We start from the raw sequence: 24464 nt of genomic DNA, 5'->3' as shown, positions 1-24464 counted from the left end.
GGTGAGCACCCGCCGGAGCCAGCCGATGCGGCACTTCCCGGCTTCGGCGAGGGTGGCTCGGAAGTCGGCCGGACGAGTTTACGCCCGGGCTCTGCTGCACCCAGTCACGCTTCAGCGGCTCCGTCCGGGACCGGTTTCCGGCATACGGCTACCACCACCTGACAGGCAATCAGGAAAGTCAGCAAGAGGTCAGCATCGATCCGATTGAACCCTGACACACAAGCTCAAACACGAGACTCGACGCGCCTCCTCTCACATCCAATAGGCCCCCGAGCACCCTGCACCAGGACGGAAGGCGGATCGGGGCCCAGCATGGCGGTCGCCAGCGGAAGCACGACCAGACCGTCTATAGGTTTCCGCAGGTCAGCGCACCCGTCCACGCGGCTTCAGCGGAGTAGCGGGAAGCTCCGGGGCGGGCAGGCGGGCGCCGTCGTAGCCCCGCACCTCGCCGAACCGGGAGCCCTCCTCCCAGTCTTTTCGCGCCTGTACGATCTCCTCACCGGATCGGGCGATGAAGTTCCAGAACATGACCAGTTCCTCCTCGAACGGCTCGCCGCCCAGGAGCATCAGCCCGGCGTCGGAGACGGCGCGCAGCGGCAGTTCGGAGCGCCCGCAGCCGAGGTAGAGCATCGAGCCGGGCAGCACGGGGACGCCGTCGACCTCGGCCTCGCCCGACATGGACAGGACCGCGTACTCGAAGTCGGGGTCCAGGGGCAGGCGGGCCTCGGCGCCACCGGCCAGAGTCACGTCGGCGCCGACGATCGGGGTGTACGTGGTGCCGGGCGAGGCCGCACCGTCCAGTTCGCCCAGGATGACGGTGGCGGTCACGCCGGGGGCGGTGACGACGGGCAGGTCCGTGTGGTGCTGGAAGTGCGGCTCGGTGTTGCGGTGCGCTTCCGGGAGAGCCACCCAGAGCTGCGCTCCGTGCAGCAGCCGGGCATGTTCCTTCGGGCTCTCCTCCGAGTGGCTGATGGCGCGGCCCGAGGTCATGAGGCCCAGTTCGCGGGGGCGTACCGTCTGCAGACTGCCGAGACTGTCCCGGTGAAGGACTTCCCCGTCGTGGAGCCAGCTGACGGTCTGGAGGCCCATGTGGGGATGCGGCGGGACCTGCATCCCGGGCTCGTCGGCGATGTCGTCGGGGCCGTAGTGGTCCACGAAGGCCCAGGCGCCCACCATGCGCCGGCCGAGATTGGGCAGCAGACGGCGGACCTCGGTGCCCTCGCCGAGCTGGACGCGGCGGGGTGCGAGAAGCTCACGGACGGGCTCGGCGACGACGAAGCCGCGTCCTCCGCAGACGGAGGGCGTGGCCTGGCGATCGAGATTGCTCATGACGCTCAACCTATTCCCGTAGGGGCGCGGAGCACCGGGTCCCACGCCAGGACTTTAGTGGAATGTTCAACCATTGTGCGTTGTTGTCATGGCTGAACGTACGGCGGGGCGGTCCGGGGCCGGCCCGCACCACATGAAGGAGGACACGTGAGCGAGACCGAGACCTACTACGAGTTCGGCACCGCCGCCGACCGGTGGGACCGGGCGCAGATGTTCTTCGAGGCCAAGGAGTACCTGACGGCCGCACGGATCCTGGGCGGACTCGTCGGGGAAGCGCCGGAGCAGGTCGCTCCGCGGCTGCTGCTGGCCCGCTCCTACTACCACTCCGCCCGGCTGGGCAAGGCGGAGCAGGAGCTCCGGGCCGTTCTGGAGCTCGACCCGGTGGAGAGCTACGCGCACCTGATGCTGGGCCGGACGCTGGAGCGCCAGGGGCGGAGCGCCGACGCGGTGCCGCACCTGCGGATGGCCGCCGCCCTCACCGGGGACTTCGGCCCCGGAGCCACGCGCTCCTGAGCAGTTCCGTGTCACCGGCCGGGCCCGCACCACTCGGTGCGGGCCCGGTCTTCGAACCCACAGCTGGACCAGCACACCCTGCGATCTCCTCGCGGGCCTGGAGGCTCCCGACGGCACGTTCTGGAGGCTCAGCACCAGGGCATCGGTGTACGAGGCCGCCGAGGCCACCCGTCACGCGTACCGCGTACCGCGTCAAGGAGGACCTCGACCGCGCCCACGGACGCGGGCCCGGGAAAGTCCACGACGCCGCCTACGCGATACCGGCCGACGACCAGGAACGCCCCGGCCGCACCCTCCTCCCGCGGAACGGCGACCTCGTGCTCACGGTGTCCGCGTAACGCACCGCACGGGAGCACGGAACACGACGTACGGGAAAGCCTCGAACGGATCGTCGGCAACGCGGCACGCCGCACGGAGGGCGGCTTCCGCGATCACGACGTCCCCTCCCCCGCACCATGACGGCCTCCGCGCCCGGTCTCCCGCCCTCGCCGGTGGAACGTGGGGCCGGGGCCGCCCGCTCACCGCCCCCACGACCGGCTGAACGGCACCGCGGTACGGGACCCGGCCCACCGAGCGCCACCGCGCAGCCCTCGCGCTGCCCGGCCGACCGGGCGTCACACCGCCTCGCTCTCCCGCCAGTCGGGCCGGACCAGCACGGCCGTGGCGACGATGCCGTCCTCGATCCGCCACCGCCCGCGCAGCGTGGTCGGCAGGGCCGGGTCCGTGAGGAGCAGACGCGCCGCGAACGTGCCCTCGGCAGCGGTACCCCCGTGGGGCGCGTCGTCCTCGCCGACTCGACCGCCGGCCTGCTGGAACGTCAGATCCGCCTGAATGAAGTCGAGTTCGATTCCCGTGACCGGGTACCAGGTTTTGAAGACGCTCTCCTTGGCACTGAACAGGACACGGTCCCAGTGGATTTCGCCCCTGCCTTCCGGCGCGGGCGGGCCGATCCGCGCACGTTCGGTGGGCAGCGTCACCAACTCCCGTACTCCGGCGGGGAGCGGGGCGTGCGGTTCCGCGTCGATGCCGAGCGACAGTACGCCCTTCGCGCGGGCCAGCGCGGCCGCCCGGTACCCCTCACAGTGGGTGAGGCTGCCGACGATTCCCTCGGGCCACAGCGGTCGTCCACGGTGACCGTGGAGCACCGCCACGGGTGGCAGGCCGAGTCCGGCCATGGCACGCCGGGCGCAGGCGCGGGCCGTCGCGAAGTCGTTCCTGCGTTTGGCCACGCTCTTGGCGACCAGCGCCTCCTCCTCCGGGAAGAGGGTTCCGTCGGGGACGGTCTCCGCGCGAGTGGCGGCACAGGAGACGTCGGCGGGCAGCAGTCGCTCGATCACGAGGAGCCTCCCCTGGTGCGCCGCTGTGCTGAGGGTTCGGCGTCGGTGCGGGCCGGTGGGGCGGGTTGTCCCTCGTAGGGGAGGATCTGCCGCAGCAGGCCTCGGGGGTGCCCCCTCTCGCGCCACTCCCTGGGGTAGCCGATGGAGACCTCCTCGAAGCGCACCCCGTCGTACCAGGTCGTACGGGGGATGTGGAGGTGGCCGTAGACGACGGCGGTGACGTTGAAGCGGCGGTGCCAGTCGGCGGTCAGTTCGGTGCCGCACCACTGGGCGAACTCCGGGTACCACATCACCGACGTGGGTTCCCGGACCAGCGGCCAGTGCCCGGCGAGGACGAGGGGTATCCCGGGGTCGTGCGCCGCGAGCCGGCGGCCGGTCGTGGCGACCCGGGCGCGGCACCAGTCGTCCCGCGTCGGGTAGGGGTCCGGGTGCAGGAGGTATTCGTCGTTGCAGACGATGCCGGATTCGTGCGCGACGGCCAGCGACTCCTCCTTCGTGTGCGTTCCCGGGGCGCGGAAGGTGTAGTCGTACAGGAGGAAGAGCGGCGCGATCGCCACCGGCCCGTCCGGGCCCGGCCAGAGCGGGAACGGGTCTTCCGGAGTCGTCACCCCGAGGTCCCGGCACAGCTCGACGAGGTGGTCGTAGCGGGCTTGGCCGCGCAGTTGGACCGGGTCCTTGGCCAGGGTCCACAGCTCGTGGTTGCCGGGGGTCCAGATCACGTGGGCGAAGCGTTCCGCGAGGAGTCCGAGCGTCCACCGGATGTCTTCGGGCGTCTCCGCCACATCGCCGGCGACGATCAGCCAGTCCGCGTCGGACGTCGGGTGCAGGGACTCCACGATGGCACGGTTGTCGGTCACCGCCGCGTGCAGGTCGCTCACGGCCAGCAGGCGACCCGCGCTCTGCTGTCGGCCCCCGTCGCCGGGGGCGGGAACGGCGGCGGGGGCACCGTGCGGTGCGGGGTCGCTCGGAGGCGTCATGGGCGCTGATTTCCCGATCTGTCGGCAGTGGTCCGGCTCCGTCCGCACGGTGGGAGCCGCTGGGAACGTAGCCTCTCACGCTCCCCTCCCGGTTCCCCCGGGGTTTCGAATGGCGGGCACGTCGGACGGCTTCGGGCGGGGCCCCTGCCATCGCCGATGGCCCCATTTTTGATGAGCCGTCAGTCGGCCTCGGCCCGGCGCGAGTTCAGTTCGTTCACCGCCCCGAGTGCGTCGCCGACCGTCGTGTAGTCGACGGCGATGAAGGTGACCGGACTGCCGCGTTCCGCCTCGCAGGCGCGGGCCCGCTCCAGGACCCAGTCGCGGGCGTTGACGCGGCCGGCGTCCAGGCGGCTGCCGCCCGCGTTCGTGATGAAGTGGTTGAGCAGGAAGAGCTGCTTCCCGGTGCCGCCCCGGTGGGGTTCGCACGTCATCTCGGAGGGGCTCCGGAAGGCGAACGGGGTCTCCATCCCGTACTGGTAGAAGTTGCGGTACCAGGAGGCCGGGCCGTCGGCCTTCTCGGCGAACACCACCAGTCGGCGGCCGCTGTCGATCATCTCCGCCAGGGTGGGCCACGGGGCGTCAGGATCCACCGATGGGGTGTGCAGGAGGTCCTCCAGGCCCGCGGCGCGGAACGCCTCCTCGGTGTCCTCGGGGCTGATGTCGTCCTGGACGATGAGCGTCACGATCTCGGTCGGGTGGGCGCGCAGCCAGTCGCCGATGTCCTCCAGGGCCGGAACCAGTTCGACGGCCCCGGCGCGGCAGACGCCGTGGCAGAGCCAGAGTCCCTCGCGCGGCGGGTTCGCCAGGTCGATGGCGCCGGTGATCAGGCGCCGTTGCTCGGGGGTGAATTCGGGGGAGTCGAGACGCCCGGCGATGTCCTGCGGGCGCTCCCAGCGGTACGTGTCGAGCTGGAGGGCCCGGACGCCCGTGTTGAGCTGGGTGGTGATGTCGGGGTCCTGAAGAGGGCCGATGAACCGGTCCGCGGTGGTGGACATGGCGTTGTGCGCGGTGAGGTAGGCGGCTTCGTCGTAACGCAGTTCACACAGCCGGCTGCTGCCCAGGCACTGGCGGGGCGCGGACGGGCCGAACACGGGCGGCACGAGCAGTACGCCGGCCAGTGCGGCACAGGCCACGCCCGCCGCCGTCGTCCGCACCGCTGTCGGGGTCGGCATCCGACCCGGGCGCACCAGGAACGCCCAGCCCACGCCCGTGAGGAGCACGCCGCCGACGAGGGCCGTGAGGGCGGCGCCCAGCCCGGTGGCGACCGCCTGGTTCACGGCGTTGCGCTGAAGGTCGTCGACGAGCGCGGCGACGCTCGGGGCCCAGGAGAGCGGTGTGATGAGGAGGCGTCCTCCGGTGATCAGCCGGGCCAGAAGCACGGCCCCGGCGGTCAGGACTCCCGCGCAGGCGAGCGCCTGCCCCAGTCTCATCAGCCGGCGGGCCGGGGCGGCGGGACCGGTGAACCAGAGCGTCGCGAGCGCGGCCAGTGCGCCGGTGAGGGCGAGGACCTGGAGCAGGGTCAGGAGCCTGATGGCGTCACGGGCCCGCTCCAGGGCCGTGAGGTCCATCCCGGCGGTGGTCAGGGTGCCGGTGAGGTCCCACGTACCGTCCTGGAGAGTGGTGCGGAGGCCGGCGGCGGCGGTCCGCGAGCCCTCGGAGAGCGCGGCGGCTGCGGTGGCTGCCAGCGCGGTCGCTACGTCTCCCTCCCCCAGGGCCACCTCGATCTCGGGGCGCAGCGCCGCCCGCTCCGGCTCCGGGACCGTCGTGAGGAGGGCGTCGGCGGCGCGGTCGGCCTGGTCCTCGGTGAGCGGCAGCGTGGGCAGGTCGGGGGCGCGGCCCTCCTGGAGCGCGTCGAGCGCCGTGACGAGGTCGGCGGCGAACCGTTCAAAGTCCGGCCGGTCTCTCCCCTGGATGCCGGCCACCAGGTCGCCGAAGTAGACGCGTGCGAGGTCGGCGAGGTTCTCCAGCACCGGGGCCAGGTCGACGGTCAGCCGGAGCTCGTCACGGTCGCCGCGCAGATAGCCGGTCACCGCCTCGATCTGCTGGTCGGTGAGGGCCCGGACCGTGCCGGGCGGCAGCACGACCTTGATGTTCGACGTCACCAGCGCCTCGGGCACGGGCAAGTGCGCGAGCAGATCGCGGGTGACGGGCGAGATCTCCGGGTCGACGAGCACCTCGGTGTAGAGGCGGTCGTAGGCCGACTCCTCGTCCAGCACCGCCTGGTAGAAGGAGGGCGAGGCGGCCGTGGACCGGACGGTCGCGGTCAGGGCGACCGTCGTCACGCACAGGACGGCCAGCAGGAAGGCGAGCACCTGCACGAGACGGCCGGGCCGGTGCGGGGGCGCGGGTCCCCGCGACGGCCCGAGCGAGTTCCCGGTCGGTTCGGCACTCACCCGCCCAGCCTATGCGGAATATCAGCTTTTCCGCATGAATGATGAGATTCAGGAGCTGAGGAGCCCGCTGTGCACTCCGTAGCCGAGGAGCCGCTGTGCACTCCGTTCACCTGGCCGTGCTGATGACGAGTCACGACCGCCGTGCGCGAACGCTGTCCGCGCTGCGCGCCCTGGAGGAGCAGCGCGGACTCCCCGCCGGTACGACGCTCGGCGTGCATCTCGTGGACACCGGCAGCACCGACGGTACGCCGGAGGCGGTCCGGCTGCGGCACCCGGCGGTGGAGGTCATGTCGGTGGGCGCGGACACACCCCCCAACCTGGCGCTGCGCATGGCGAGCCGCAACAGCCGCAGCGGCGGCGGGGGCGGGGGTCCGCTCGGCGGCGCGCCCGGCGGGCCGACCCACTCGTGGACGCATCAGCTCTGGCTCGACGACGGGGTCGAGCTCCTCCCGGACGCCCTGGCGAACCTGCTGCGGACGGCCGGGGCGGCCGGGCCCCGGACCGTCGTCGTGGGCGCGGTACGGAACGCGTACGGGGACACGGTGTACTCCGGCCGACGGGGCCGTTTCCTGACCCTCGTCGAGCCCGGCGAGCACCGGCCCGAGGCCTGCGACACGTACGACGGGCGCGTGGTGCTGGTGCCCCGTCCCGTGTACGACCTCGTCGGGGACCCGGACAAGGTCTTCCGCCACCGGATGGGCGACTACGACCACGGCTGCCGGGCGCGGCGGGCCGGGGTGACCGCGTTCGTCGCCCCGGGACACGCCGGTGAGTGCGTGGGCGGACCGGAGGCTCCCCGATCCCGGGAGCCGGGCATCGGCGTCCGGGAGGCGCTGCGCCGCGTGACCTCCGCGCAGGAGCTGCCGCTCCGCCCGTGGTGGGTGTACTGCCTGCGGCACACCTGGCCGTGGGCGCCGTATCTGATGCTCGCCCCGTACGCGCGCGCCGCGGTCCGCGCCACGCTCGGCCGGCCGCGGGGGTGAGCAGGGGCCGGGCGGGCGTCAGCTTCGCTCGGCGACCGCGGCGGCGGACCGGCCGGTGGGCGGGGGCGGCACGGTGGGGTGCCCCGCGGCTGTCCTGGCGGTGCCGGCGGGCGCCCTCTTCCCGGGAGCCGGGCCCGCGACACGCCGCGCGGAGGCGGCGGAGGGGATCGCGGCGCCGGTGGAGGTCGCCGTGGTGCGCCGGGCGGCCGTACGGGGTCGGGCCGGACGGAGCGGTGCGTACACCGGAATCCTCAGCAGCGCGAACACGGCCGCCGCGGTCCCGGCCAGCGGCAGGAGGAGCAGCGCGGGGTGCAGCAGTTCCGCGTACACCAGTGTCGCGGTGGTGACCGGCACCGCCGCCCACAGGCCGAGGAGGACCGCCGTGCCCGGCACGGTGACGCGGACCCGGCGCAGGCGGTGCGCGATGTGGTCGTCCGTGTCGCGCAGCAGGGAACGCGCGGCGCGGCGGCGGGAGACCAGGACCAGGACGGTGTCGGCGAGGGCCACCGCCGCCAGGACCGGCAGTGCGGCCCAGGCGGCCCGGCCCGACGGGGCCGCCGCCTGGATCAGCGCGCCGGAGGCGGCCAGCGCGAATCCGGTGAACTGCGCACCGGATGCGCCCAGCCGGAGGCGGGCGGGGTGCCAGTTGTGGAGCAGGAAGCCGGCCAGACCGGCCACCAGGGCCGCCGGAAGCAGGGCGAGGGCGGGGCTCCCGCCGACGGCGGCGCACGCGAGCAGCCCGGCGGCGGTGACCAGCCCGACGGTTGTCAACAGTCCGTCGGCGTGGTCGAGCAGGGCGAACGCGTTGGTGACGAGGACGATCCAGAGCACGGCCAGGACGCCCGCCGCCGGTGACAGTCCGGCGAGGCAGACGACAAGGACCGCGGCGGCCGTCTGCACGGGGAGGCGGACAGCGGCCCGGAACGGCTTCAGGTCATGGACGAGTCCCAGGGCCGCGACGATCCCGGCCCCGGCGAGCAACCCCGCGACGGAGCCGGCGGAGTCGTCCACCGCGCCGAGCCACAGGGCCCCGCCGGCTGCCGCGCCGACGCCGAGCACGACTGTGGCACCGCCTGTCCTGCGCAGCGCTGCGGCCCGTGGCGCCCGCCCGCCCGGTTCGTCCGGGGCGTGGGGGCGGAGCGCCGCACGGCGGGCGCCCTTGGCGAGTGCGACCGTGATGAACAGCGCGGCCACACCGGAGGCGATGATCCCCAGCACGTTCACCTGCCCTGCCTTTCCTCGTTCATGACCTGCGGCGCGGGACACCGGACGGCCGGTGGAACGGCGGCCGCCCGGCCCCGGGCCGGTTGCGGGTCGGGGGACACGGGACGCCACTCGGGTGGCGTTTCTCCCCAACCTACGGGCCAATGTCCGCATTCACCCTAAATAACACGAAAAGAGCGACCTATTGTTCTGCCGCCGGGCTCCACCCGGGCTGCCTCCGGAACGGTCACCGGGCTGTCACCCGACTGCCGGAAGGCGCCGGGCCGACCGCCCATCAGCCTCCAAAGAGGCTCGGCGTGAACGGAGTTGAGGGGTGAGCGCGGGCGGATGGGCCATCAGTACCCGAGTCCCCGTCCGGCGTTGCGCTCGGCGGCCGCGTGCCACCAGCGGGGCGGAGAGGGAGCGGTGACCGCGGCGGTGGGCTGATCGGGGTGCAGGCCCAGGACGCGCAGCGCGTCCGCGCGGACCCGGACGACGTACTGACCGTACCGGCGCCCGTCCGCGCCGACGCCGCAGAGGAGATCGAAGCGGACGAGATTCCCGGCGAAGGGCATCCAGTCGACGCCACGGTCCCGCAGTCAGGCGCGGAGTTCCTCCGGGGGCCGCGGACAGCCCGCCAGGTTCTCGCACGACACGACGGCCACCCACGCGGCACTCGACCCGCTGTCCGCCTTCTGCCTGCGCATGACGGCCAGCCTAACGGCTGTCCCGCGGTTCCCGGCGGGCGCACGACGACGGCCACGCCCGTGCGTCACCCAGCGATGCGGGCGTCCCGGCCGTCCACGAAGGTCCCGACGATCTCGATGTCCCCGATCCGCGCGGGGGCCACGCGGTGCGGGTCGTCGCCCAGCACCACCAGGTCGGCGCGCATTCCCGGCGAGAGGGCGCCCGCCGACGCCTCCCAGCGGCAGGCGTGGGTGCCGGCGACCGTGTAGGCCCGCAGCGCCTCGTCGACGGTGACGGCCTCGTCAGGACCGACGAGGCGGCCCGACGTGGAGGCGCGTTCGACCATGAACTGGATCGCCCGCAGCGGCGAACCGTCCGTGACGGGGCGGTCCGAGCTGCCGACGAGGGCGACCCCGTGGTCCAGGAAGCCCCGGCCCCGGTACAGCCAGCCGGCCCGCTCCTCCCCCATCACCGTCGCGTAGTCGTCGCCGAAGCAGCGCAGGAAGCCGGGCTGGACCACGGCGCTCACGCCCAGCCCGGCGAACCGGGGCAGTTGGTCCGGGCGGATCAGCCCGGCGTGCTCAATGCGGTGGCGTGCGTCCGGGCGGGGGCGGAGCTTCTGGGCCCGCTCCAGGGCGTCCAGGGCGAGGTCGACGGCGCGGTCGCCGATGGCGTGGACGGCGAGCTGCCAGCCCGCGAGGTGGCCGTCGACGATGAGGTCGGCGAGAAGGCCGGGGTCGTCCTGGAAACGGCCGACGTTGTCGGTCGTGCCCTCGTACGGGGAGGTGAGCGCAGCCGTGCGTGCCATCATCCCGCCGTCGGTGTAGATCTTCAGGGCGCCCAGGGACAGCCAGTCGTCGCCGAACCCGGTGCGCAGGCCGAGGTCCAGGGCCCGCGGAAACCCGTCGTCGGCATGGGTGGCACGGGGGCGCAGGGTGTCGCCGGACGCCATGAGCTGGACCCGCAGGGGCAGTCGGCCGCGGTCCCGGAGCAGTTGGTAGGCACCCAGTTCGACGGGGCTGTGTCCGAGGAGCCCGCCGCCTATGCCCGCCTCGGCGCAAGCCGTGATCCCCTCGTCGAGGCAACCGCGGGCGGCGAGCTCGATCGCGTCGGCCAGCTCTTCCTGGGAGTAGGGCAGCCGCAGCCGACGGGCTGTGGTCATGGCACTTTCGGCGAGGAAACCGTCCTCGTGCGGCGTTCCCTCCGGCAGGAGCTCCAGCACGGCGGTGTTGACGACGCACGCGTGCCCGGAGTCGTGCATCAGGAGGACCTTGCGGCCGTGACTGACCCGGTCCAGCTCGGCGGCGGTCAGATGCCGGCCCAGGGCCCGCTGGTCGTACCCGGCGACGTCCACCCAGGCACCGGCAGGGGCCGGCCGCCGGGCCGCCGCGGCCACGACGGCGAGGATGTCCTCGACCCGCTCGCACGGGGCGATGCTCGGCGTACCGGCCTTCAACCCGGCCCAGGCCAGGTGGACATGACTGTCGATGAAACCGGGCAACACGGTGGCGCCGCCCAGGTCGACGACCTCGCGGGCGGGCAGGGACGTCACGGCATCGTCCACACCGACGACCCGCCCCCGCCAGATGCCCAGGTCGTGGGCGACGGGGTGCCGGGGGTCCATCGTGAGGATGCGCGCGTTGGTCAGTCGCGTACAGAGCATGGGCAGTCCGTCCTTCGGAGTCCGGTGTGCTGCGCGGGCGCGGCCTTTCTCGGAGCCGTACGGCTGTGGGACATCGCCGCCGAGCGCTCCCGGCCGTCCGCCCGGAATGTAGCGTCGGGGCGCGGCGGGCACCATCGGTCCCCCGAATCGGGCACGGGTCCGACCTGGCACGGCCTGACGCATCGGCCTTCAACGCCCCTCCGGCCCAGGGGTTCGGGGACAGCCGTCACATCGGCGGACTCAACTGGCATGGCCGGGAAGCGCCGTTGCGCTATCGGGTAAGCATGGTCTTCGCGGCCAACGGCGCGCCCGTCGTCGACGGGCCGGCCCACCACGGCTGGCTGCGCGACAACGGTCACCCGGAACTGCGCCGGGGCGCCTGAGCGGACGGCCTCCACGCGGAAACTCCGTGGGGAGGCCGCCGGGGGGGGCCGGCCTGGGTGTGGCCCTGCTCCCGCCCGCGTAAGTGGCCGGCCTCTCCGGTGTGACCACGATCGAGGTGACGGACGCGCCGACCCGCGTCGAGTACGTGATCTGGGGCCGGGAGAGCCGAACCCCGGCGGCGGCCGCCTTCCTCGAACTCCTGGGCATCGAGGCGGAGTGACCCCGGGTAACTCCGGCGGCCCGGGCCGCCGCCGGTCTCGCGTACCGGGACGGCCGCTGTGAACTGCCTCACTGACCGGGTGCTCCGGGCCGGACGTACGCGATCATGGCCGGATGGAAGCTCGTTTCCTCGGCATCGCCGAGCTGGCAGAAACTCCGTCCGTGGCGGTCGTGGTCGACGTCATGCGGGCGTTCACGGTGGCCGCCTGGGCGTTCGGCCGAGGCGCGGAGAAGATCGTCCTGGCCGAGTCCCAGGCCGCCGCACTGGCGCTCAAGACACGCCATCCCGATTGGGTGGCCCTCAAGGACGGTCCGCCCGCGCCCGGCTTCGACACCGTCAACTCACCCGGTCTGCTGCGCTCCCTCGACCTCGGTGGACGGACCGTCGTACAGAAGACCACGGCGGGGACGGTCGGTGCCCTCGCGGTCAAGGAGGCGTCGCTGGTGCTGTGCGCCGGCTTCGTGGTGGCGGGAGCAACGGCTCGGCTCCTGCGTCAACGCGGCTGCGACGCCGTCACATTCGTGGTCACCGGCGAGGAAGGACGCGCCGAGGAAGATCTGGCGTGCGCTCAGTACATCGCGCGAAGGACCGGCGGGGGCGGGACGGACGCGGCCCCGTTCCTGCGCCGTGCCGCCCGGTCGCGCGCCGCCGCCGAACTGACGGAGGGCGTACGCCAGGGAGCCCATCCGGATGACGTCGCGCTCTGCCTCGAACTCGACCGGTTCCCCTTCGCCATGGTCGCGTCGCCGGAGGACTCGTTGATGGTCCTCCGCCCGTGCGCCGTGCCCGCCCCGGGCGACGAGGCTTCGCCATGACCAAGCCCCACTAGGTCGAAGTACGCGGGACGCCCCCCGATCTGGCGTCTCACGTGGCGGTGACATCCTCGGTCGGTGTTCTCATCCGATCATGCGGGCGTCGTGTTCTTCGATGTCGATGGCACCCTCGTCCCAGGCACGAGTTCGTCGGTCTTTCTGGCTGGCTTCCTTGGCCATCGGGACGAGTTGGCCAAGGCCGAGGAAGCCTACGCCTCCGGCGACCTGGACAATCGACAAGTCTCCGAGCTGGATGCCAAGGGCTGGGCGGGCGTGCTGGAAGGACAGGTCTCTGGCTGGCTCGATGGGCTTCCCTTGGTCTCGGGCATCACGGAGACCGTGGGCTGGTGCCGGCGGAACGGGTTGGTGCCCGTGCTGGCAACTCTCGCCTGGTCGCCGGTCGGTAGCTACCTGACTGACCGCTTCGGCTTCCACGCGTTCAGCGGGCCTCGGCTGGAGACCGCCGACGGCCGGTTCACGGGCCGCGTCGCCTGCCACTTCGACGAGTACGACAAACGAGACTTCGCTCTCGCGCAGGCACGAGAGCTGGGGTTGGCTCCCGGCTCGTGCGGGGCCGTCGGTGACAGCCGCTCCGATCTGCCCCTATTCGCTTCCGTTGGGCTGAGCGTGGCGTTCAATGCCTCGGCAGGAGCTCGGGCGGCTGCAACCGTGACGGTGGACGGCGGCGACCTACGAGGCGTGCTCCCCGCCCTGGGCCGCTTGGTCACAGCCACTCGTTGATGGCCGCGACGAGGACGGTCGCCTCGTAGCGGACCGCGAGTTTGTCGTACCTCGTGGCCACGGCCGGTGCCTTTCGAGGCGGTTGATGCCGTACTCGACCGCGTGCCGGGCCCTGTAGTCCTTCGGGTCGAACTCCGGCGGGCGGCCACCGTGGGAGCCGCGCCTCTTGCGGTGGCGGGCCTGGTCGGTCCTGTCCGGGATGGTGCAATGGATGCCACGTCTGCGCAGGTAGGCACGGTTCTTGCGGGAGGCGTACGCCTTGTCAGCGCGCACCCGCCGCGGCCGGGTGCGCGGTCTGCCCGGCCCCGGTCGGGGCACCCTGACGCGGCCCAGGACGGCCTCGAACTGCGGGGAGTCCCCACACTGCCCGGCAGTGATCACGACGGACATAGGCTTCTGCCCCTGCTCGACGGCCAGGTGCAGCTTGGTGGTCGGGCCGCCGCGCGAGCGCCCGAGGCCATGGTCGTCGGGCTCGGTGGTGACGCCGCCGGGCGGTTCCTTCTGCAGGTCCCCCCTTTCCTCGCTCCGGCGGCGCGCTGGTGGGCCCGGCAGACGGTGGAATCGACGTTGACGTCCCAGGTGATCAAATCCTGCGCATCGGCCCGGGCCGGGAGTTGGGTGAAGATGCGCTGCCAGGTCCCGTTGCACTGCCAGCGACGGAACAGGTCGTACACCCGGCCCCACGGCCCGTACTCCTCGGGCACGTCCCGCCACGGGACGCCCGTGCGGACCCGGAACCGTATGCCGTCGACCAGCTGCCGCCGGGTCCATACCCCGCGGTGGCCATCGCCACCTTCGGCGTCACCTCCGGACAGGCCCTGTCCGGCGCGTGTCGGCCCGCTCATCGAGGTGCCGGTGCTGATCGGGCTGGTGTACGTCGCGCTCGCCTGGCGGCGCAGGTTCGCCTCCGGTGCGGTGACGACGGCACCGTGACGCGGCGCGGGCGCCCCGCGACGCCGTACGCGGGACGGGGTGGCCGAACCGGCCGTCACATGATGGCGGGGCTGCGGCGCTCGACGAGAACGACGTCGCGCCAGACGCCGCGGTGGCGCCCGATCCGCTCGCGGATGCCGATGACCCGGAATCCCGCCCGCTCGTGAACGGCGAGGCTGGCGGTGTTCTCCGGGAAGATGCCGGCCTGAAGGGTCCAGATCCCGGCCTGCTCGGTGGAGTCGACCAGGGCCTTCAGCAGGACGGACGCGATCCCGCGGCCTCGCGCGGCGGGGTCGACGTAGACGGAGTGCTCGACGACGCCCGCGTACGCGCACCGGTCCGAGACCCGGCCGGCCGCCACCCAGCCCAGGACCTCACCGGGCCCACCGAGGGCGACGAAGCGGTGGCCGGGCAACTTCGCGGCGTCGAAACTCCGCCAGTCGGGCGGGCCGGTCTCGAAGGTGGCGTTGCCCTCGTCGATGCCCGCCCGGTAGATCGCCAGCACCTGCTCGGCGTGGTCCGCGGTCAGCGGCGCGATCACGCATCCCGGCGCCCCGCTCACCGCGTGCCCCCTCCCCGTCACCCTCGCGCTCAGGCGGCCGGCTGCGTCAGCAGCCTGCCCATCCCGGCCAGCACCGACGGTTCGACCCGGTAGTAGACCCAGGTGCCGCGCCGCTCGGACGTCAGCAGCCCGGCCTCCTTCAACTTCTTCAAGTGGTGGGACACGGTGGGCTGGGAGACCCCGACATCGGAGATGTCGCAGACGCATGCCTCGCCGCCCTCGTGCGAGGCCACGGCGGAGAACAGCCGCAGCCGCACCGGGTCGCCGAGCGCCTTGAACATCCGCGCGGCCGTCTGCGCCTCGTCGGCGGTCATCGGGCGTTCGGCCAGGGGCGGACAGCACGGCACAACACCCTGGCCGCCGACGGGCTCGATCAGCGGCAGCACCTTCGCATGCGACATATGTCTATGTTGACACACGTCAAACCAGGGCGGGAGAGACCCACGGCGCCGCGGTGCGCGACCGGGCGCATGTGCGCCTCTTCTCCACCTGGGGCGAGGTCGTCGACCCGGCCGCCGAGAAGGGGCTGACCAAGGGGCTGGCCCTCACGGGCTGAACGCGGCCCGCCCCGGACACGTGTCCCTCCGGTGGGGACTGGGCCGAACAGTATCTGCGGCCGCTCGCCCGACGCCCTGGGCGACCGGATCCGGGGTGTGGGCCCTGCGCCGGGGCCTCTCCGACTCCACCTTCGACGGGGGCGAGGCCGACACCGGAGGCTGCTGAGGGACGCCCGGACCCACCGTGGTCCGGCTCGGTGCCGGAGCACCGGCCGACGGCGGCGCGGCGGGCTGCTGCTCCTCCAGACCGGACCGGCGCGCCATCAGGCCTCGTCACGCCTGCCGAACGGACCGTTCCGTCCGCCGCCGAGGAGCAGGAAAAGCTCGGACCGAACCCGACGCGGCACCGGGGAGGCGGGCGGGTGCGGTCAGTGGTAGGCGTGGACGACGGCGTGCCCCTTGCCTCGGCCGATCATCCACTTGTTGACCGGCGTCGTGATCACGAAGGCCACGGCGAAGCCGCCCAGCAGGGCCGTCCAGAACAGCGCGTCCGAAAGGTGGGCGTCCATGGCCCCGGGCGTCAGGGCGATGATGCCGTTGTCGACGAGTTCCATCACGGCGATCGAGACGGTGTCGGCGGCCAGCGCCACCTTCAGCGCGGTCCTGAAGTCCAGCCCTGCCCTGCGGACCGCGAACAGAGTGAACGAGTAGCCGAAAACGAACGCCAGCGCGATCGCCAGAGCCATCGTCTGGACGTTGCCCCACCTCAGGGCGGTGCCGATGACCATGCCGAGGATCTCACCGATGGCACAGCCGGTGAGGCAGTGGAGCGTCGCCTTCGCGGCCGTCCCCCACGTCGCCCCGCCTTCCCTGTGTCCGGCATGACCCGCGGGCGCCCGTCGGCCGCCGTGGTCGTGGTCGGCGTGGTGCGTGCCGTGGTCCATGGTCGTCGCCTCCCGTGCCGTGCGGTGTGTCCCCCACCCGCGACACGTTATACCCGGCAGGGGTATGACGCGCGGGTCAGCGGTCCGAACGGCCGCCCGCCGCCTTTCGGATACCGAAGACGGCGGCGCCGAGGACGACAACGGCGGCACCGGAGATCACGGAGTCCGGGGGCAGCGCGAAGGCGAGCACCGCGCAGCCGGTCAGGCCGACGCCGGGAACGAGGCGGTTGGGCCGCCCCTCTTCAGGGGTGAGCGTCCAGGCAGCGGCGTTGGCGATGGCGTAGTAGGCCAGCACGCCGAAGGAGGAGAACCCGATCGCTCCGCGTACGTCGGTGGTCGCGGCGAGCACGGCGACGACAGCGCCGACGGCCAGTTCGGCGCGGTGCGGGACGCCGAAGCGGGGGTGGACGGCGGCCAGGACGTGCGGCAGGTGCCGGTCACGGGCCATGGCCAGGGTGGTGCGCGAGACGCCGAGGATCAGTGCGAGCAGGGAGCCGAGAGCCGCGACGGCGGCCCCCACACGGACGACGGGCACGAGCCAGCCGGCCCCCGCGGCGCGGACGGCGTCCACCAACGGGGCGGTCGTGGCCGCCATTCCCCCCGGGCCCAGCACCGCCAGTGCGGCACCGGCGACGAGGGCGTAGACGGCGAGCGTGATGCCGAGCGCGATCGGGATGGCGCGCGGAATCGTACGGGCGGGGTCCCGCACCTCCTCCCCGAGCGTGGCGATGCGGGCGTACCCGGCGAAGGCGAAGAACAGCAGCCCGGCGGACTGGATCACCCCGCCGAAACCGGCGTCCGAGCCGATACGCACCCGCGAGGCGTCCGCACCGGACGAGGTCAGGGCGGCGAGGACCACGGCGGCGAGCACCGTCAGGACCACCGCGACGACGATCCGGGTGAGCCGCGCGGACTTCTGCACCCCGGCGTAGTTCACCGCGGTCAGCGCCGCCACGGCGACCACCGCCACCGCGTGCTCCTGACCGGGCCACAGGTAGGCGCCGACCGTGAGGGCCATGGCGGCACAGGAGGCGGTCTTGCCCACGACGAACGCCCAGCCGGCCAAGTAGCCCCAGAAGTCGCCCAGTCGTTCACGGCCGTAGACGTAGGTGCCGCCGGACCGGGGGTAGCGGGCGGCCAGCCTCGCCGAGGACGTCGCGTTGCAGTAGGCCACCACCGCGGCGACGGCCAGGGCGAGCAGCAGCCCCGAACCCGCGGCCTCCGCGGCCGGACCCAGCGCCACGAAGATCCCGGCGCCGATCATCGATCCCAGGCCGATCACCACCGCATCGAACACACCCAGCCGACGCCGCAACCCGCCCGCGCCCCCTGCGACATCCACCGAGCTCACGCGCTTTTCCCCTCACCCCACGGACGACTCAACGGGCACCGTACCCGAAGCGCGTGTCACCTCGGTGTCGCGGCGGAAGCGGTCACGGCAGTGGGCATCGCGAGGGTGCCGGGGCGGACGGCGGGCCACCCACCGGGGTCCGGCCCCCCAACCATTTCGTGATGACTATCATTTCCATGTAACGTCTCGACGCCAACGACGAAGGTGGTACCCATGGCAGTCCCGAAGCGGAAGTTGTCCCGCAGCAACACCCGTCACCGTCGCGCCCAGTGGAAGGCCGTGACGCCTCAGCTGGTGCCCGTCACGATCGACGGTTCCGTCCACCAGGTGCCGCAACGCCTGGTGAAGGCCTACGAGCGCGGCCTCCTGCACCCCGAGGGCTGAGACCCCTGGGGCGCAGCCCCCCGCCCGTCACCGCCTCGCTTCCTGAGCGTTTCTCTTCCGTCGCGCCCGGTCAGCGCCCGCGCAGTGCCGCGAGAGCGGCGTCGAGATCGGCCGCGCTGGTGCGGTTGTGGGGCAGCTTGGCGAGCATCGCGGCCATGCCGCACGTGTTGGTCAGGGCGGAGAAGACCAGCCCGGCCGCGATGCCTGCCGAGAGGACCTGGAACGCGGGGTGGACCAGAAGGCCCAGGAGCAGGCCCAGGAGGACGACGGTTCCGGCGGTGAGACGGACCTGCCGCTCCATGCCCCAGACCGCACGGGGGGTCCCCTGGGGGCGGTGCAGGTCGTGACCGTCGGCCGCCCAGGCGCTGGTGCCACCGCTGAGCATGGCGGCGGGGATGCCGTTCTCGGCGAGGATCCGGCAGGCGTTCCCCGAGCGGGCTCCGGACGCGCAGACGACCAGGACCTCACCCCGGTCCGCGGCCTGCCGGATCTCGGCGAGGGCCCGCTGGATCCGGTCCAGGGGAATGTTGAGGGCACCGGGCAGGTGGCCGCCGGCGTACTCACCGGGCGTGCGGACGTCTATGACGGTCAGCTCGTGGAGGCGGCTGCGTGTCTCGTGGGTGGCGAGGGCGGTGGGCGTGGTCATGGCGGGTGCCATCCTTTTCCTGTCGGCGGGGTCCCCACCAAGGGGGAGTACATTACCCCTGGGGGTATTCATGAGGAGTGATGATGGAGCTTGATCTGGCAGGAGCGGAGCTCAAGTCGGTCCTGAACCGGCTGCGCCGGGCACAGGGGCAGATCTCCGGGGTGATCCGGATGATCGAGGAGGGGCGGGACTGCGAGGACGTCGTCACCCAGCTGGCGGCGGCGTCGCGGGCGCTGGACCGGGCCGGGTTCGCGATCATCGCCACCGGGCTCCAGCAGTGCCTGACCGAGGTGGAGGAAGGCCGGCGTTCCGCCGAGTCCCAGGACGAGATGCGCGCCCGGCTGGAGAAGCTCTTCCTCTCGCTCGCCTGATGCCGGGGCGGCCCTCGTGCTCAGGCGACCACGTCGATGACCATGAAGGCCGCCACCGCGAACAGGGTGTAGGCGAAGACGCTCCGCAGAGTGGCGCCGGAGACCTTCGCCGCCAGCCGTTTGCCGTCCCAGGCTCCGAGGATCGCCGCTCCGGCGAACGGGGCGATCACCTCCCATCGAAGGTCGTCGCCGGTCCCCGACCGGGCCCCGAGGGCGGCGAGGGAATTGACGGTGATGACCAGGAGGCTGGTGGCCACTGCCTGCTTCATCCGCAGGCCGAGGACTCCGACGAGGGCGGGCACGGCGAGGAATCCGCCTCCCACCCCGAGGAATCCCGTCACGGCGCCGAGACCGGCGCCGGTTCCGGCCGCCTTCGCGGGCCGCACCCCCGCTGTCGGCTCGGCAGCGGAGGGCCGCAGCATCCGCAGCGCCGCCAGGGCGGCGATCACCGCGAACGCCGCCGTGAGAGCCGCTTCGGGCAGGTGATCGGCGACGGCTCCGGCGAGGAACGCCGGAACGACTCCCGCGGCTGCCATCATCACCCCGGCCTTCCAGGCGACATGGCCGTCTCTGGCATGGGCGTAGAGAGCGGTGGCCGATGTGGCGGTGACGATGATCAGGCTGGCCGTCGTGGCCGACGCCGCCGAGAAGCCGAGCAGGTAGATCAGTGCCGGAACCGCCAGAACGCCGCCACCGCCGCCGAGCGCACCGAGCGCCAGCCCGATCACCGTCCCGGCGACGAGGGCGAGAACCAAGGTGCTCACGCTATCGAGCCGCCGTCACCGCGCTCGTCGATCACCGGCAACCCTGCGGCGGCCCACGCGATCATGCCGCCCTTGACGTCCACCGCGTCCGCTCCCCGCTCGGCGAGAAGCCGCACTGCCCGCTGCGAGCGCTGCCCGCTGCGGCAGATCACCACCAGCGGCCTCTCCCGCGCCGCCGCGGCCGGAAGCGGCGCGCCCGCGGCCAGGGCGGTCAGCGGCGCGTGCACCGCGCCGGGGGCGTGGCCGGTTCGCCACTCGGACTTCTCCCGCACGTCCAGCAGAACCGCTGCGGGCCGCTCCCCGCCGGTGCGGGTGCGCGCCTCGCCGACGGACAGGCGTCCTCCACGCCCTCGGGACCGGAAGAGGAACATCGACTTCACCCTTCTTCGGTGACGACGGTCAGCCCGGCCGCCGCCGCGGCGTCGAAACCGTCGTCCACGGCGACCACGTCCCGCCCCGCCGCGTCCAGCAGCGACGCGGCGATGCCCGCGCGCATACCTCCCGCACAGTGCACCCAGACCGTGCCGTCGGGCACGTCGTCGATACGGCGGTGGATCTGGTGGACCGGGATGTGCACCGAGCCCTCGATCCAGCCCTCGGCCCGTTCGGACGAGCGGCGTACGTCCAGTACGACGATCCGGCCCGTTCCCTGACCGGCCAGTTCGGCGAACGTGGCCCGGGGGAAGGACGCGGCGCTCTCGCCGGCGCGAAGCCAGTCCGCGGGACCGCCGGTCGCGGCGGCGGCCGGGCGGTCGATGCCGACACGCACCAGCTCCCGCTGGGCCGCGGCAAGCTGCTCCGCCGACTCGGCGAGCAGGGTCACCGGCTTGCCCCAGGGGATCAACCAGGCGAGGTACGTGGCGAGCTTGCCCTCCGCCTCGAAGTTGAACGACCCCGCGACATGCCCTTCGGCGAAAGCTACGCGGTTACGCAGATCCACCACCCACTCCCCCGCCGCGAGCCTCGCGGCGATGTCGTGGGGGTCGGCCACGGCCGGCACGGTCAGGTCCACGGGTGCGGGGCCGGCCGCATTGGCGGGGCTCATGTGCGCGTAGTAGGCGGGCACGTCCTCCAGCCCTGCCAGCAGCTCGGCGACAAAGGTGTCCACATCCGCGGTGAGAGCCGGATTGACCGCCTTCTCCCTGCCGATCGTGGTGGCTTCCCCGTGGGCCTGGGCGGATGAGCAGAAGCTGCCGAACCCATGCGTCGGCAGTACCTCGGTCCCGTCGGGCAGCGCGTCCGCGAGGCGGTGGGCGGAGGCGTGCTGGGCGCGGGCCAGCTGCTCGGTGAGCCGCGGCTCCACGAGATCGGGCCGCCCCACCGTACCGATGAGGAGAGAACCGCCCGTGAACGCGGCGACGGGCCTGCCCGCCTCGCTCAGCACGTACGACATGTGGTGCGGCGTGTGCCCGGGCGTCGCCACCGCGCCGAGGATCAGTTCCGCGTCGATGACGACGGTGTCGCCGTCGGAAACGGCGGTCCGGGCGAACGAGACGTGCGCGCCGGCCGGAACGTGGTAAGCGGCTCCGGTGATACGGGCCAGCTGTAGACCGCCGGTCACATAGTCGTTGTGGATATGCGTCTCGACCACATGGGTGATCGCCACACCACGCCGGGCCGCGGCGGCCAGCACCCGGTCGATGTCACGTGGCGGATCCACGGCGACCGCCGCCCGCCGGCCACCGGCCAGGTAGCTGCGGTTGCCCAAGCCCTCCAGCTCGATGGCTTCAACGAAGAACACGAGAGTCTCCTTCCGACGAAAAATTACCCCCGGGGGTATGTGTTTCACCGTAACACTCTTACCCCCGGGGGTATATTTGGCGGGGCGGCGACCCCAATGGACGAGCCGCGTTCGCTCGCCGAGACCTCGTCCGGTCAGGGCGCGCCGGGAGCGACGGAAGCGCAGCCGGAGGGCGGAGGCCGCGGACAAGGTGGCACGGTGTGGCGCCAGGGGCGGCGCCTGCCGCGTCCCGCCTCCTTGCGTTCCGGCGTCCGCCCCGCAGGAGAGGCGCTCCCGCCCGCGGGAACCCAACGAACTTGCGACATCCGCCCCGGCGGGTTCCTCGATTCGTGCACAATGCGGGGCATGCCGGAATACCTTGAACTCGACCTCGGCGGAGCCGCGTTACGCGTGGAGTTGGCCGCCGTGGGGGAACCAGCACCGCTCCCTGCCGCTGCGGCCGCCCCGGACGACGGAGACCTCCCCGACGGCTTCGGCACCGCCACACCCGTGGCCAGGGGGCGACGCGCCGCCGAGGTGGCACAGGACGTGCTGAAGTCCGCGCTCAGCCCTCTCGGTCCGCTCCTCGAGGAAGTCCACGCGTCGGTCACCGGCACCGCGCATCCACCCCAGGAACTGACGGTCGAGTTCGGTGTCCAGATCGGCCAGGACCTCAAGCTCGGGATCGTGGGGGTGAACGGCCAGGCGACGATGACGGTCAGTGCCACCTGGCAGAACCAGGGCTCCGGCGAGGTCTGACATGGGCTGGTTCAGCCGCCGTTCAGCTCCCGGCTCCCACACCGCACTGCTGCGTACGAGTGACTCCAGGGCGGCGGGCGGTGCGGTGCTCCTCTCCGCCCGCCGTATCCTCACCTGCGCCCACGTCGTCAACGACGCTCTGGGACGCGAGTTGCTGAGCCCCGAACACCCTGGGCGTGACGGGGCGTTCACCGTCTCCTTCCGCGGCGCCGACGCGGCCGCCGGTGTGGGAACCGGCCGCGTCTCGCTGTGGCTGCCGCCCCAGAGACGGGCCGGCAGCCCCGTGTGGGGCGGTGACCTGGCGGTGCTGGACCTCGACGAACCCGCCCCCGACTGGACCAGGCCCGTCGTCTGGCAGGACATGCTGGAAGGCATGGAGTTGCGGGCCTGGCACGGTGGCGGCGCCGCGATCACCTACGCGGACACCATCGCGGGCCTCCAGCACGACGGCTGCTGCTATCTGGACGGATCCCTGACCGGGGCTGCGATCGGCCCCGGATACAGCGGTGGTCCCCTGTGGGTCAGATCCGATGCCACGGTCGCCGGGCTCGCCGTAGCGCAGGTGATGACGGACGGTCCGGCCCTGAAGGCCCAGGACACCGTGCGCCGGGGCTGGGCCGTGCCCTGGCAGACCATACGGGAGGAGATGACGCGGGCGGGGGCCGGTGACGTCGTCGCGGAGTGCCAGGTGGTGCGGCGGGGCCGCACCACGGGCCCCGGCGAGACCTCCGTACAGGCGATGGCGCCCCTGTTGCGCATCCTGCTGGACGACCCGGTGAGGCGGACCGACCACTGCCGCGATCTCTCGTTCGCCCTGGGGTGCGAGGTGCCGACGGGCGGGTCGCAGGCGCCCGCCCTCGACGAACTGGCGGGGGTCCTGCTCGCGGAGGACCGGGCACTCGCGACGCTGTCGGAGTCGCTGGCTCCGGCGGTCGAGCACGACCCTCCCCGGCGCCGCGCGCTGAGCGCCCTGCTGGCACTGGGCCGCGTCGAGGACCACGTCCGGCTGCTCTCCTTCGCCGAACACCGTCAGCTCGTCGCATTCTTCCGGGCGAGCGTCCACGCCGACCCCGGTCTGATCGCGCGCGCCGCCCGTGAGGCACTCCGGTTCATGAACCTGCCGATCATGCTCTCGCTGGCCTCCCGTCCGACGGTGGTGGACGTCGACGCGATCATCCTCGCCCTGGAGGACTACCCCGACGGCGATCTCGCGGCCGCTCAGTCAGTCCCGGTTCCCGCGCTGCTCAGACTGACCGAGTTCACCGCCGCGGCCACCACCGACATCACCCGTCGCAAGAGTCTGCGCGGATGGTGCGACCGCGTCGCCGACCGACTCGGAATCAGCCCCTCGGCGCTGGCGGAGCGACGGGCCGACGCCGTGGCATGGGCCGCCCACCGGCCGTCCCCCGTCACCCGCGTCGGCGCCCGCCTCACCGCGGCGGACGGCGAGCCGACCGGCCGCTACCGCTGCGAGATCTGGCTCTGGCACAGGGACGGCACACGCGTGGGCGTCACCACTCCGAAGGGCTTCCTGACACCCGAGGAGATCGGCAGGCTGCTGCGCCGGACCGCGGAGGGCAGCCGCGTGGCGGGCGAGCCCGCCCCCTCCCAGGTGGACGTAGTCGTCGGCCCCGCCCATCTCGAGATCGACGTCGACGGCTGGGAAACGGGCAGTGAGCTGGCGGACGGCCTCCCCGAACTCGCTGGACTCAGGGACGTCCTCCCCGATGTCAGCGGCCTCAGCGTGGCCTTGGGAAGCCGCTACCAAGTCGCCCTGCGATGCCCCGAGTTCATCGTCAGGACCGACGGCGAGGTCCAGCGCCGCTGGGCTGCCGACGAACCTCATCCGCTGGTGGTCGGCGATCCCTCCCTCGATATTCAGCATCTCTACGAACTGCTGAGCACCACGCACCGCGACACCGTCCGGGTCGTCCTGCACGGCCCACCGCAGCAGCGAAGCCGTCTTCTGCCGGTGTGCCTGGCGATGGGCGTACCCGTCGTCCTCTGGGACCGGGCAGCGGCATCGCACGACGACGCCCCCCGGCTCGACCCCCTCGATCCGACCGGCCCGCTGGACAAGCTCCCGCAGCGGCTTCAGAACCTCCGCTCCGCCGTCTACGGAGCGGAGGCGGGTCTCTCCGCCGCCAGACCGGCCCTCGTCTGGCACGACACCGAGCTGTCGCTGCCCGAACCCCTGCACTTCGCGGATCCCGCATGACGCGCCGGCGCCGTAGCCCTTCGAACCTCCCCGACCTTCCCTCGTACCTCCCCGACAAGAAGGCAGACACACG

At 72.6% G+C, this 24464-nt stretch carries 23 protein-coding genes and 3 pseudogenes; 10 read left to right on the top strand and 16 right to left on the bottom strand.

Annotation, left to right across the window (positions count from 1 at the left end):
- Window positions 1-363: 363 nt before the first annotated feature.
- Window positions 364-1329 carry a pirin family protein gene (locus ACH4KB_RS14165; protein WP_398066233.1) on the bottom strand — a complete coding sequence of 322 codons (966 nt, stop codon included), beginning with the start codon at window positions 1327-1329 and terminating at the stop codon, window positions 364-366.
- 147 nt (window positions 1330-1476) lie between these two features.
- Between ACH4KB_RS14165 and ACH4KB_RS14160 the strand changes: the two genes are divergently transcribed.
- Window positions 1477-1842, top strand: coding sequence for a tetratricopeptide repeat protein (locus ACH4KB_RS14160; protein ID WP_398066232.1), 366 nt, complete (start codon window positions 1477-1479; stop codon window positions 1840-1842).
- A gap of 614 nt (window positions 1843-2456) precedes the next feature.
- On the opposite strand, the gene ACH4KB_RS14155 is transcribed toward ACH4KB_RS14160, so the two are convergent.
- The 3 genes from ACH4KB_RS14155 to ACH4KB_RS14145 all read right to left on the bottom strand — a co-directional run bounded on the left by ACH4KB_RS14155 (window position 2457) and on the right by ACH4KB_RS14145 (window position 6549).
- The gene (locus tag ACH4KB_RS14155) at window positions 2457-3179 is read right to left on the bottom strand and encodes a 4'-phosphopantetheinyl transferase (RefSeq protein WP_398066231.1); all 723 of its coding nucleotides are present in this window, start codon (window positions 3177-3179) and stop codon (window positions 2457-2459) included.
- Window positions 3176-4156, bottom strand: a complete 981-nt coding sequence (locus tag ACH4KB_RS14150; protein ID WP_398066230.1) for a metallophosphoesterase family protein — start codon at window positions 4154-4156, stop codon at window positions 3176-3178. The genes ACH4KB_RS14155 and ACH4KB_RS14150 overlap by 4 nt, the downstream gene beginning before the upstream one ends.
- A 179-nt stretch (window positions 4157-4335) precedes the next feature.
- A complete protein-coding gene (locus ACH4KB_RS14145) occupies window positions 4336-6549 on the bottom strand; it encodes a hypothetical protein (RefSeq protein ID WP_398066229.1) in 2214 nt (737 codons plus the stop codon).
- Window positions 6550-6644: 95 nt separating this feature from the next.
- Here ACH4KB_RS14145 and ACH4KB_RS14140 point away from each other — a divergent pair, with 95 nt between their 5' ends.
- Window positions 6645-7532 carry a glycosyltransferase family 2 protein gene (locus ACH4KB_RS14140; protein WP_398066228.1) on the top strand — a complete coding sequence of 296 codons (888 nt, stop codon included), beginning with the start codon at window positions 6645-6647 and terminating at the stop codon, window positions 7530-7532.
- An 18-nt stretch (window positions 7533-7550) separates the two neighbouring features.
- On the opposite strand, the gene ACH4KB_RS14135 is transcribed toward ACH4KB_RS14140, so the two are convergent.
- From ACH4KB_RS14135 to ACH4KB_RS14125, 3 genes are all read right to left on the bottom strand, one after another.
- Complete coding sequence (locus ACH4KB_RS14135; RefSeq protein ID WP_398066227.1) at window positions 7551-8756, bottom strand: MraY family glycosyltransferase; 1206 nt, start codon at window positions 8754-8756, stop codon at window positions 7551-7553.
- A 335-nt stretch (window positions 8757-9091) separates the two neighbouring features.
- On the bottom strand, window positions 9092-9310 hold the full coding sequence (locus ACH4KB_RS14130) for a hypothetical protein (RefSeq protein ID WP_398066226.1): 219 nt from the start codon (window positions 9308-9310) through the stop codon (window positions 9092-9094).
- 197 nt (window positions 9311-9507) lie between these two features.
- Window positions 9508-11085, bottom strand: coding sequence for an amidohydrolase (locus ACH4KB_RS14125; protein ID WP_398066225.1), 1578 nt, complete (start codon window positions 11083-11085; stop codon window positions 9508-9510).
- Window positions 11086-11512: 427 nt separating this feature from the next.
- Between ACH4KB_RS14125 and ACH4KB_RS14120 the strand changes: the two are divergent.
- The 3 genes and pseudogenes from ACH4KB_RS14120 to ACH4KB_RS14110 all read left to right on the top strand — a co-directional run.
- Window positions 11513-11689: pseudogene (locus tag ACH4KB_RS14120) on the top strand (LysR family transcriptional regulator); the annotation flags it as partial.
- 113 nt (window positions 11690-11802) lie between these two features.
- The gene (locus ACH4KB_RS14115) at window positions 11803-12504 is read left to right on the top strand and encodes a 2-phosphosulfolactate phosphatase (RefSeq protein ID WP_398066224.1); all 702 of its coding nucleotides are present in this window, start codon (window positions 11803-11805) and stop codon (window positions 12502-12504) included.
- 75 nt (window positions 12505-12579) lie between these two features.
- On the top strand, window positions 12580-13242 hold the full coding sequence (locus ACH4KB_RS14110) for an HAD family hydrolase (RefSeq protein WP_398066223.1): 663 nt from the start codon (window positions 12580-12582) through the stop codon (window positions 13240-13242).
- Here the strand turns inward: ACH4KB_RS14110 and ACH4KB_RS14105 are convergent.
- Window positions 13226-14057 (bottom strand): annotated as a pseudogene (locus ACH4KB_RS14105) (IS5 family transposase). The gene ACH4KB_RS14110 and the pseudogene ACH4KB_RS14105 overlap by 17 nt on opposite strands.
- Here ACH4KB_RS14105 and ACH4KB_RS14100 point away from each other — a divergent pair.
- Window positions 14019-14175 (top strand): annotated as a pseudogene (locus ACH4KB_RS14100) (arsenical-resistance protein); the annotation flags it as partial. The pseudogenes ACH4KB_RS14105 and ACH4KB_RS14100 overlap by 39 nt on opposite strands.
- Window positions 14176-14230: 55 nt before the next feature.
- Here ACH4KB_RS14100 and ACH4KB_RS14095 read toward each other — a convergent pair.
- The 4 genes from ACH4KB_RS14095 to ACH4KB_RS14080 form a co-directional block, all read right to left on the bottom strand.
- The gene (locus tag ACH4KB_RS14095) at window positions 14231-14737 is read right to left on the bottom strand and encodes a GNAT family N-acetyltransferase (RefSeq protein WP_398066222.1); all 507 of its coding nucleotides are present in this window, start codon (window positions 14735-14737) and stop codon (window positions 14231-14233) included.
- Between the two features lie 29 nt (window positions 14738-14766).
- Window positions 14767-15138, bottom strand: a complete 372-nt coding sequence (locus tag ACH4KB_RS14090) for an ArsR/SmtB family transcription factor (protein WP_398066221.1) — start codon at window positions 15136-15138, stop codon at window positions 14767-14769.
- A gap of 524 nt (window positions 15139-15662) precedes the next feature.
- Window positions 15663-16178, bottom strand: a complete 516-nt coding sequence (locus ACH4KB_RS14085) for a DUF4396 domain-containing protein (RefSeq protein ID WP_398066220.1) — start codon at window positions 16176-16178, stop codon at window positions 15663-15665.
- A 76-nt stretch (window positions 16179-16254) separates the two neighbouring features.
- Window positions 16255-17529 (bottom strand): APC family permease, encoded by a 1275-nt coding sequence (locus ACH4KB_RS14080; protein ID WP_398066219.1) that lies wholly within the window; start codon window positions 17527-17529, stop codon window positions 16255-16257.
- Between the two features lie 213 nt (window positions 17530-17742).
- Between ACH4KB_RS14080 and rpmF the strand changes: the two genes are divergently transcribed.
- Window positions 17743-17913, top strand: a complete 171-nt coding sequence (gene rpmF / locus ACH4KB_RS14075) for a 50S ribosomal protein L32 (RefSeq protein WP_398066218.1) — start codon at window positions 17743-17745, stop codon at window positions 17911-17913.
- Between the two features lie 70 nt (window positions 17914-17983).
- Here the strand turns inward: rpmF and ACH4KB_RS14070 are convergent, their stop codons facing one another.
- Entirely contained in the window at window positions 17984-18559 is a 576-nt protein-coding gene (locus ACH4KB_RS14070; RefSeq protein ID WP_398066217.1) for a rhodanese-like domain-containing protein, read from the bottom strand.
- Window positions 18560-18642: 83 nt separating this feature from the next.
- Here ACH4KB_RS14070 and ACH4KB_RS14065 point away from each other — a divergent pair, with 83 nt between their 5' ends.
- Window positions 18643-18930: a metal-sensitive transcriptional regulator gene (locus tag ACH4KB_RS14065; RefSeq protein ID WP_018955745.1), complete on the top strand. Its 288-nt coding sequence runs from the start codon at window positions 18643-18645 to the stop codon at window positions 18928-18930.
- Between the two features lie 20 nt (window positions 18931-18950).
- Here ACH4KB_RS14065 and ACH4KB_RS14060 read toward each other — a convergent pair whose 3' ends face one another.
- The 3 genes from ACH4KB_RS14060 to ACH4KB_RS14050 are packed head-to-tail and all read right to left on the bottom strand — an operon-like array spanning window position 18951 to window position 21435.
- Window positions 18951-19694 (bottom strand): sulfite exporter TauE/SafE family protein, encoded by a 744-nt coding sequence (locus tag ACH4KB_RS14060; protein WP_398066216.1) that lies wholly within the window; start codon window positions 19692-19694, stop codon window positions 18951-18953.
- The gene (locus ACH4KB_RS14055) at window positions 19691-20065 is read right to left on the bottom strand and encodes a rhodanese-like domain-containing protein (RefSeq protein WP_398066215.1); all 375 of its coding nucleotides are present in this window, start codon (window positions 20063-20065) and stop codon (window positions 19691-19693) included. The genes ACH4KB_RS14060 and ACH4KB_RS14055 overlap by 4 nt, the downstream gene beginning before the upstream one ends.
- Before the next feature lie 5 nt (window positions 20066-20070).
- Window positions 20071-21435, bottom strand: coding sequence for a rhodanese-like domain-containing protein (locus tag ACH4KB_RS14050; RefSeq protein WP_398066214.1), 1365 nt, complete (start codon window positions 21433-21435; stop codon window positions 20071-20073).
- Window positions 21436-21780: 345 nt separating this feature from the next.
- Between ACH4KB_RS14050 and ACH4KB_RS14045 the strand changes: the two genes are divergently transcribed.
- Window positions 21781-22173, top strand: a complete 393-nt coding sequence (locus ACH4KB_RS14045) for a CU044_2847 family protein (RefSeq protein WP_032752517.1) — start codon at window positions 21781-21783, stop codon at window positions 22171-22173.
- Window position 22174: 1 nt separating this feature from the next.
- Window positions 22175-24391 (top strand): hypothetical protein, encoded by a 2217-nt coding sequence (locus ACH4KB_RS14040; RefSeq protein ID WP_398066213.1) that lies wholly within the window; start codon window positions 22175-22177, stop codon window positions 24389-24391.
- Window positions 24392-24464: the final 73 nt, after the last annotated feature.

Source organism: Streptomyces sp. NPDC017520, from assembly GCF_044329855.1.
GTDB lineage: Bacteria > Actinomycetota > Actinomycetes > Streptomycetales > Streptomycetaceae > Streptomyces.
This window is presented reverse-complemented; position numbering and strand designations above follow the sequence as displayed.